The sequence below is a fragment of the Gammaproteobacteria bacterium genome (assembly GCA_003696665.1).
In the GTDB taxonomy this organism is placed as follows: domain Bacteria; phylum Pseudomonadota; class Gammaproteobacteria; order Enterobacterales.
Genome location: RFGJ01000581.1, coordinates 1 through 9,488 on the forward strand (window position 1 = coordinate 1; position 9,488 = coordinate 9,488).

General features: G+C 48.6%; 4 protein-coding genes. All 4 read right to left on the reverse strand.

All coding sequences use genetic code 11. The annotated features are described in order from the left end of the window. Positions 1–277: 277 nt before the first annotated feature. The gene (locus D6694_14135; GenBank protein RMH36060.1) at positions 278–5,149 is read right to left on the reverse strand and encodes an NAD-glutamate dehydrogenase; all 4,872 of its coding nucleotides are present in this window, start codon (positions 5,147–5,149) and stop codon (positions 278–280) included. Positions 5,150–5,315: 166 nt separating this feature from the next. Continuing rightward, a complete protein-coding gene (locus tag D6694_14140) occupies positions 5,316–7,655 on the reverse strand; it encodes an RND family transporter (protein RMH36061.1) in 2,340 nt (779 codons plus the stop codon). Beyond that, the gene (locus D6694_14145) at positions 7,652–8,638 is read right to left on the reverse strand and encodes a hypothetical protein (protein ID RMH36062.1); all 987 of its coding nucleotides are present in this window, start codon (positions 8,636–8,638) and stop codon (positions 7,652–7,654) included. The genes D6694_14140 and D6694_14145 overlap by 4 nt, the downstream gene beginning before the upstream one ends. Before the next feature lie 73 nt (positions 8,639–8,711). After that, the coding region (locus D6694_14150) for a DUF1329 domain-containing protein (GenBank protein RMH36063.1) at positions 8,712–9,488 on the reverse strand (777 nt) is incomplete at its 5' end.

Here is a 9,488-nt window from a genome sequence, read left to right on the forward strand (position 1 = left end):
GTCGTAATCCCTTTTAAGCAGGGCAAAGCTCTCCGACCGCACGCTCCGAATAATAACGCAAAATCAATAGGTTGCAAAGGCCTTTGCGGAAATTTTCGATCGTCAAAAAGTTGACGGTTTTTTTGGCCAGTTTTTGCGCCATAACGAAATATAAAACCCTGTGACTGATAACCATTCATTATATCCAATCGTAGCGATTCTAAGCACAAAACAATCACCGGTTCCTAGCGGTTAGGAAGGGCAATCGACCAACCACTGCCGATTGCCCTTCCTCAGTTTACAGGTGCTGTTCATCCATTGACCGTGCCTTACGAATGCAGTTCTGCACAAGAATCAGCAATTCTCTCAAGGCCACCGAGAATTTGGCAAACTCGTGCGACGATGATGCTCGGAAGTCAGAAATCATCTGTACCCAACGCGCAATCAAGTCGGCATTGTCGGTCATCCACGCCCCAATTCGCTCATCCGCGGTCTTTCTGTCGTTGGTGGTTTCTAGCACAATCAGTGTCAGGCCGCGTTGCTGCCAATCGAGTTCTTCTCGGAACGCGGAACGGGCGAACGCTTGCCAATGATTGTCCACGGGTTGCTGGGTAATTTGGTCCAAGAACCAGTGAAGTTGCAGCTGCGCGCCCAGCTTATAGTACACTTCCGCAACCAAGCTCACCGGCAGGCCCGTCTGTTTTGTCATATCCACTATGTCAAGCGCCGAGAACATGGTTGACAGATAGGCAATTCGGTGCGCCAGTGGTTTAGGCATGCCCTGTGCTGTCAATTCGTCAACATCTTTGGCAATTTCTTCGGCCTCACTCTTTTCAACGACTTGGTCGATTTTTTTCTCCAGTTCACGCACCTCTTTCGCGTAATAATCGATTGTGTCTTGAATCGACATGTCTTTTCTGCGATGACGCAAGAACCATCGAGTGGCGCGCCGAATCATGCGTTGCGACTGGAACAAGGAGTAAATCTGCAACGAGGCAGGGATTTTGTTATCAAGGGCTTCGATCTCACGCCAAAGCGCATCCATGCCAAAAATTTCTCGTGCCAGCGAGAAACAAATGGCAATGTCGGTATAGCTCGCCCCCGTTTCATCGTGCATCCGATAGGCAAAGTTGCAGCCCATGTAATTGACCAGATCATTGGCCAACACGGTCGCAATTATTGGCCCACGCAGCCGATGCGCGCGTATCTGCTTCGCAAATTTAGTGCGCAACTTTTTCGGGAAGTAGCGCGACAAAATGCCTTCAAAATAGGGCGTCTCCGTGATTTCTGGCTGATTTAATTCTTCTTTAAGCATCATTTTGCCGTACGCCAGCAAGACGCAAAGCTCGGCTCGGGTGAAGCCTTTTTTGTTCGCCATCCGTTCCACAAGTTCTTCATCGGTTGGCAAGAACTCAAGCGCACGGTCCAGTTTGCCCTGGCGCTCAAGGTGATGCATAAATCGCATCAGCTCTTTCACGTTCTTGTGACGACGGCTTTCCATGATGCTGATAGATTGCGTCTGCAAGTAGCAGTCGAACAATACGGCTTGGGCCACATCGTCCGTCATGTCGGCCAGCAACTTATTACGTTGCTTCATGGTCAGGTCGCCATCGGCAACCACTTTGTTCAGCAATATTTTGATGTTGACTTCATGGTCGGAGCAATCCACACCACCAACGTTGTCGGTAAAGTCAGTGTTGCCGCGGCCACCATGCATCATGTATTCAATGCGACCACGTTGCGTGAAGCCAAGGTTGCCGCCCTCGCCAACGATTTTACAACGCAGCTCTCGGCCGTTGATACGAACGGGATCGTTTGCACGATCACCTACTTCTGCATTGGTCTCGGTGGATGCTTTAACATAAGTCCCAATGCCACCATTCCAGAACAGGTCATACTCTGCTTTCAGTAGTGCACGAATAAGCTCATTGGGGGTTAGCGTGTTCTCTTTGACGCCGAGCATCTTTTTCATTTGTGGAGTCAAGCGGATTTGCTTCGCAGAGCGCTCGAACACGCCCCCGCCCTCTGAAATGAGTTTCGGGTCGTAATCTGCCCAAGTGGATCGTGGGAGATTAAACAGTCTTTCACGCTCTTGATAACTGACCTCCGGATCGGGATTGGGATCGATAAAGATATGCATGTGGTTAAAGGCACCGATCAGCTTAATCTTGCGGGAGCACAACATGCCATTACCAAAAACGTCACCACTCATGTCGCCAACGCCAACACAGGTGAAGGGCTCGTTTTGACAATCGATGCCAATTTCACGGAAATGTCGCTTGACCGATTCCCAAGCACCACGCGCCGTGATGCCCATCTTCTTGTGGTCGTAGCCTTGGCTGCCGCCAGAGGCAAATGCATCGCCTAACCAGAAATTGTATTCCTCGGAAATGCTGTTGGCGATGTCAGAGAACGTCGCCGTGCCTTTGTCAGCCGCAACGACAAGGTAAGGGTCATCTTCATCGTGCCGGACGACATTTTTGGGCGGCACAACTTTGTCGTTCACCAAATTATCGGTGATATCGAGCAGTCCGCGAATAAATCCCCGATAACATTCCTGCCCTTCTCGTAGAAAGGCATCGCGATCACCAGGTGCCGGCAGCTTTTTGCAGACAAACCCGCCTTTTGAACCCACAGGGACAATGACCGAGTTCTTCACCTGCTGGGCTTTCACCAAACCGAGAATTTCCGTTCTGAAATCTTCTCGACGGTCAGACCAGCGCAAACCGCCTCGTGCTACTTTGCCACCGCGTAGATGCACCCCTTCAAAACGTGGTGAGTAGACAAAGATCTCGAACATCGGCACCGGCTTTGGAATCTCGGTAATTCTGCTGGGCTCAAGTTTAAAACTGACGTAGTTTTTCGGATTTCCATCGCCATCGGTTTGGTAATAATTAGTCCGCACCATGGCCATAATCACTTCGATATAACGATTGATAATCCGATCTTCATCAAGATTCGAGACCGTGGTCAGCGCTTGGCGAATCGACTCCACCGCCCTGTCCAAGTCACGCTTGACTACTTTTGAGGTTGGTTCAAATCGAAGCTCAAACAGTCGCACCAACATGCGGGCAATGGTCGGATGCGCTGCCAGTGTTTGCTCTACGTACGATTGTGAGAAGGTAAAGCCGATCTGCCATAGATATTTGGCGATAGCGCGTAGCACGACCACTTGGCGCCAGTCGAGACCGGCACCCAGCACAAGACGGTTAAAGCCATCATTCTCCGCATCACCAATCCAAACCCGATAAAACGCTTCCTGAAACTTTGCTTTGATCTCATGCAAATTAAAGTCTGCTGCATTAATGGGCAGCATTTCAAAGTCGAGAATCCAGCGCTGTACGCCATCCTGCGCTTGTACTCGATACGGTGTTTCACCAATGACATTGAGCCCCATGTTTTCCAACATGGGAAGCACTTCCGATAATGATGCTGGCGCGTCCCGGTGGTATAACTTAAATCTAAGGGCTCCCTCTTCATTTTCTTGTGGACGGTAGAGAATCATTGACAGAGGATGTTCCTCGGTCAACTCCTCCATGTGCCGAACATCAAGCACAGCGGTCTGAGGTGTGGCATCCGCCTTATAGCCTGCCGTAAAGGCATCGCGGTATTTGTGCGCCAGAGCGAGTCCCTTTTCTTCACCAAATTCTGTCTTCAACGCATCGGTAAAATTATCCTCCCACGAACGTGCCACCTCGCGAATTTCATTCTCGATATCCTTGACATCGTACTGAACAGACTCAGCGTTATCGACATACACAATGTAATGGGTCCGTGCGTGGATCGATTCAGAGAAACGTGTTTCAAAGGTGATTTCCTTATCTGATTGAAGCCGATAGCGGAGAATCTCCATGATCTGCTTACGAAGACGCGTGGTGTATTGATCGCGAGGAACGTACACGAGCACCGAGAAGAATCGACCGTATGGGTCTCGGCGAATAAAGGCTTTGATAATTGGGCGCTCTTTCATGTGCAAAATACCAAGCGCCGTTTCCAGAAGTTCTTCGCGTGACATTTGGAAAAGCTCATCACGCGGGTAAGTTTCAAGGATATTTTGTAGTGCCTTGCAATCATGACCGCGAGGTGGCAGGCCAGAATTTTGCGTCACCCACTCGAGTTTTCGTCGTAACACGGGAATATGGCGAGGGCTCATGTTGTAGGCTTCTGAGGTATAAAGCCCAAGGAACCGGTATTCTCCGACCACTTCGCCGTGATTGTCATAACGTTTCACGCCGATGTAATCTACATACGCTGGGCGATGAACGGTTGAACGACGACTTGTCTTGGTAATGACGAGCGGGAGTGTTGGTTCGAGTGCTAACTTTTGTGCGCCAAGGGGCAGTTCGCTCAATTTCAGTGGTCTGCGTTGTGCTTTTTTGACCAAGCCAAGCGCTTCGCCAGCTTTGGGCTGCAAAATAAAACCACCTTCCTGCGGCTTGATATCGTAACCACTGTAGCCGATCAGGGTAAAATGATTATTGCAAAGCCATTTTAAGAATTCGAGGCTTTCCTTTCTGTCTCCATCATCAATCGGCGCCTTCGCTTTCGTAAGGTCGGCAATGGCACTTTCCATTTTGGCCTTCATCGGCTGCCAGTCGGAAACAACCAAGCGCACATCGGCAAGTATTTTTTCCAAATGTCCTTCGATTTCACTCAGCCGCGCACCACCAGGCTGACGATTGACTTCAATATACATCGGTGTTTCCAAAATATTTGGATCATCATCTATCGTGGCTTTACGAATTGACGTGACCTTACCTTGCTTATCCCGGGTGATGGCCATCGGCAAATGAATGATTAGAAATGTGGTCAGCCCAAGCCGATTTAATTCCATGCGCACGGAATCAACTAAAAATGGCAAATCATCATGCAACACCTCAATCACGGTGTGCTTGGACTGCCAGCCATCCTCTTCAAAATCTGGGTTGAAAACACGCAGCTTACATCCATTTTTCCCTTTGGCTTGGAGGAAGCTCCATAAGCTCATTAAAGACGCATAAACATCACTCGGCATTCGTCCCTGCAAATCTTCTGGGCTGACGCTTTGTAAAAAGTCACGTGCAAACTGTTCGACAAGTTTGGCGGCATTTTTTTTCAGTTTTTGGCGAATCAATTCAATCACTTTATCGATCAAAACGGATGAAGCTTCTGATGGATGTGCTGCCGGCATAAGTGTGCTCCTAATCTATCTTTCCCAGTTAGGCTGTTATCTGGCCAAATTTAATTGCATGAGAAACAATCACGATCTGCTGCATATTGTAGGAGTGAATTGTTTTTTCCGCTACAGCCAAATGCACAAAAAAGCCGGTCATCGGACCGGCTTTCCGTGATGTCAATCAAACATTTTGTTTGCGATACAACAATGCCGCAAGCGCTGGCAACAATGTAATGGCGCCAAGCATATTGACTAGCAACATGAAGGTCAGCAAAACGCCCATATCTGCCTGAAATTGTAATGCGGACCATATCCAAGTGCTGACCCCAATGGCCAACGTCAGCCCGGTCATTATTACCGCATTACCAGTTAAACGAAGCGTGTTGAAATACGCTTCTTCAATCGACAGTCCAGCACGAATGAAATTAATCATGCGCGAAAAAATGTAAATACCGTAATCAACACCGACACCGACTCCCAAGGCGATGACCGGCAGTGTGGCCACAGTCAGTCCAATTTCAAGCAAAGTCATCGATGACTGAGCCAAGATTGACACAATGGCAAGCGGGACAATCACGCATATGGTTCCCCGTACCGAACGGAAGGACAAAAGACATAATAAAATGACGACACCATAGACCCAAGCCAACATGGGTTTTTGGGCAGCAGAAACGGCCTCGTTGGTGGCCGCGAGCACGCCAACAGGGGCACTGGCCAAAAGATAGCGAACGTTATCTGGTTGATACTTTTCTTTGTAGTGTTTTACTGCATTGACAACCGTCTCAATCGTCTCAGCTTTATGATCTTTAGTGAACACCAGAACCGGCATGACTGAACAAGAACTGTTCAATAGACCGGTCGAGGTTGGTACTCTTGAGGTTGCCTGAGCAAGCAAAGTCGAGTTTCTGGGCAACACATTCCACTCGGGGTGTCCTTCATTAAATGCTGCGTTAATGCGTTTTGCGACCATCGGCAGAGAAATCACGCTTTGCACACCTGGTACGTTTTCCATATACCAGTGGAAATGGTCGATTTCATTCATCACTTCAGCATCAATACATCCGTCTTTTTTGGTTTCGGTAATGATGGTGATGAGATCCACGCCAATTGCGAAGTGGTCGACAATAAACTTCGTATCCTGGTTATAAACCGAGTCGGGCCGTAACGCCGGTGCTCCTGCGTGCTGGTCGCCAATTTTTAGTTGTGCGGCAAAGTAACTACCCACCACGGTCACCACAATTGCCAATAAGACAATTTTTTGGGCATATTGCGGTCTGCCGAACACCGACAATTTCTTCCATAAGCGGTCCTGCCAAACCTGTGCTTTGCGCTGCTTATTTTTGAAGCGTTCATCTAGCTTGACATAGGACAGTAGGAGTGGGAGGACCAGCAGGTTGGTGAGCACAATCACAGCCACGCCAAGACTCGCTGTTACCGCGAGTTCACGAATAATGTCGATTTCAATCAACAATAAAGTCAAAAAGCCCAAGGTGTCACTGGCCAATGCCACACCACCAGGCAGCAGCAATCGCATGAAGGCACTTTTCGCTGCTGCCAGCGTAGTCGCCCCGGCTACGACTTCTCGCCCGACGGCATTGATCATTTGTACGCCATGACTCACGCCAATCGCAAAGACAAGAAACGGCACCAAAATAGACATTGGGTCAATGCCATAACCAAGTGTGGTCAACAGCCCCAGTTGCCAAATCACCGCGATGATAGAGGTGCCAACTGGTAGAATGGCCAGGCGCCATGACTTGGAATACCACAAGACAAGCAGCAATGTAATAGCTATCGCGATGGCAAAAAATACAAGAACACCCTTCGCGCCTTCTGCCACATCCCCAATCATCTTGGCAAAACCGATGATATGTATACCGATATCATCGTCCTGATACTTGTCTCGTATCCGCGTCTCAAGCGCTTTCGCGAGCTGGATATAGTCAATTGCCTTTCCAGTGCTTGGATCTTTATCCAGCAATTGCGCTGTGACCATAGCAGATCGGAAGTCATTGGAAACCAAACGACCCACAATACCCGCTTTTAAAATGTTCGAGAGAACCTTTTTAAATCCAGAATCATTTGGTTGAAAATCAGGATAAATTACAGGGCCGCCTTGAAACCCCTGTTCGTCCACCTCGATATAACGTGTCCCTGGCGTAAAAATCGAGCTGACGTGACTCGGATCAATCCCAGGAATGGCCTGCATTTCTTTGGTAATATTTTCAAGTACGCGAAAAAACTTGGGATTGAAAATATCACCATGGCGACTTTCCACGGCAATTAAGATACGGTCTGCCCCGCCAAATTGGTCACGATATTTTAAATAGGTTTGCATGTATGGATGCTTCAAGGGAATATTCTTCTTGAAGCTTGTGTCAATACGTAAATGTATGGCCGAGTAAAACAGCCAAATTGTAACCAACGTAAAAATCATCAATAACGACGTACGCCATTCAAAAATAACGTCTGCAATGCGTGCAAGGAAACGGTTCTCACTCAGCTTGTTTTCTTGGCTCATTGGTTATTCAACGCCTGTGTGACAAATTGATTCAAATCTTTAACACCACCAAACCCAACACCAATTAACTTCCCTTCGCTTGTCCATAGCACGGCATTAAGTGTCTCTCGCTCCGTCAATCGATAGTGTCGAAAGTGCATCCCATTATCGAAACTTAGCAGCACCGAACCGTCAGCACCAACGACGGCAACACGCCGGGTGTTAGGCTCATAGGCGACGTCGTAAAAGTTATCGACGGTCTCAGTTTTGATATGTTGCCAAGTTGTCCCACTATCCACCGAGCGATAAATATGGCCTCGCAGGCCAACGACCAACAAAACCCCGTCGGCCAATTCTGCAATCGAAAAGAACGAGCCGTTATAGTCAATCGGGCTACGCGACCACCCTGCCGGGTCGTCGCCCGGCAATTTTGCAATCATTCCAGCTTCACCAACCATCACCAAACCATCAGCGAGCGGTGCAATTTTATAAAAGTGAGGGTAACCAAAAGCAGGATCTTCCAAACGGCTCGGCTCTATGATATTCCACCTTTGACCGCTATTGGTTGTGTGGAGCATTAGTCCATAGGCTCCGACGGCAAACCCTTCATTTGGCGACTGCATTTTCACGTCAAACAACGGCTGCTCTGCATCCGCATCTCGATATTGCAGTGTCCAGTGCTCACCGCCGTCGTCCGTATATAACACTGTACTATCATGGCCAACAACCCAGCCCCGCTTATCGTCGATAAAATCCAAACCAGTCAATGTCGACCGCGTCGGCACACGAACCTGTTTCCAGGACTGTCCGCCATCCTTCGATTTTAGGATATGACCACGCTCACCAACGGTGATTAAGACTTTTGGTGCAATTTCTTGAATGTCCAGTAGCAATGATTTAGAGGCCAATGGCATCATCTCTGACCATTGACTGTCTATATCATCCGCTGAACAAATTACCGCGGAAAATAGCAAGCAAAATAAAAACGAAATTCGATATTTCATCAAGCGCAACCCCTGCCCTTTGTGAAAATGGCAAGAAAAACGGCCGGAAAGACCGGCCGTCAAATGACATTGCTTAACGTTTGCCCTGACGACGCAGTGCCGCAGGTGTAAAGTCGTTAAAGTCAAGGTCCGGATTGAAATTATACATTCGCTCCTGGTTATCCAAACCAATGACAAGGTAACGACCGGACAGAAGGTCGTAATACGCCTCAAGCGTTGACCACAATGTCGGCACATCGTAATAGTTCACCGCGTGCGACATTTCGACCCGCCAGAGTTGGTCGCTGTTGTTGTACACATCGACCAAAGCGATTTGCCAGCTGTCTTCATCAATGTAGAAGACCCGCTTTTTATAGATATGGCGTGTGCCAGGCTTTAAGTTAGCTTCAACCACCCAGACACGGTGCAGCTCCCAGCGGTTCAGGTCTTGGTTAATATGACCTGGCTTCAGGATGTCATCATAAGTGACCTTGTCTGAGTGCAGCTTGTAGGTATTGTAGGGAATAAAGACTTCCCGTTTACCCTTCAATGTCCAGGTATAACGGTCCGGGGCCCCGTTGTACATGTCAAAATCATCTGTTGTCCGCAAACCATCCGATGCGGTACCCGGTGCATCGTATGCCACATTTGGTGCACGACGCACCCGTCGTTGACCGGTGTTGTATGTCCATGCCTGACGAGGCTGCTTCACCTGATTTAGGGTTTCATGTACTAGAAGCGCCGTCCCTGCCAAACGCGCCGGTGCCACCACCCATTGCTTGAAGTAGAACAACATATTCTTCTCTTCAAGCTTTTCAGGTGTCATATCCGGACGTGTGTAAAGCTGCATCAATTGGTCACGGAACTTCAC

Bases quoted from the DNA above. Each gene is read 5' to 3' on its own strand.
- D6694_14135 (RMH36060.1), bottom strand. From the start codon at position 5,149: ATGCCGGCAGCACATCCATCAGAAGCTTCATCCGTTTTGATCGATAAA.
- D6694_14140 (RMH36061.1), bottom strand. From the start codon at position 7,655: ATGAGCCAAGAAAACAAGCTGAGTGAGAACCGTTTCCTTGCACGCATT.
- D6694_14145 (RMH36062.1), bottom strand. From the start codon at position 8,638: ATGAAATATCGAATTTCGTTTTTATTTTGCTTGCTATTTTCCGCGGTA.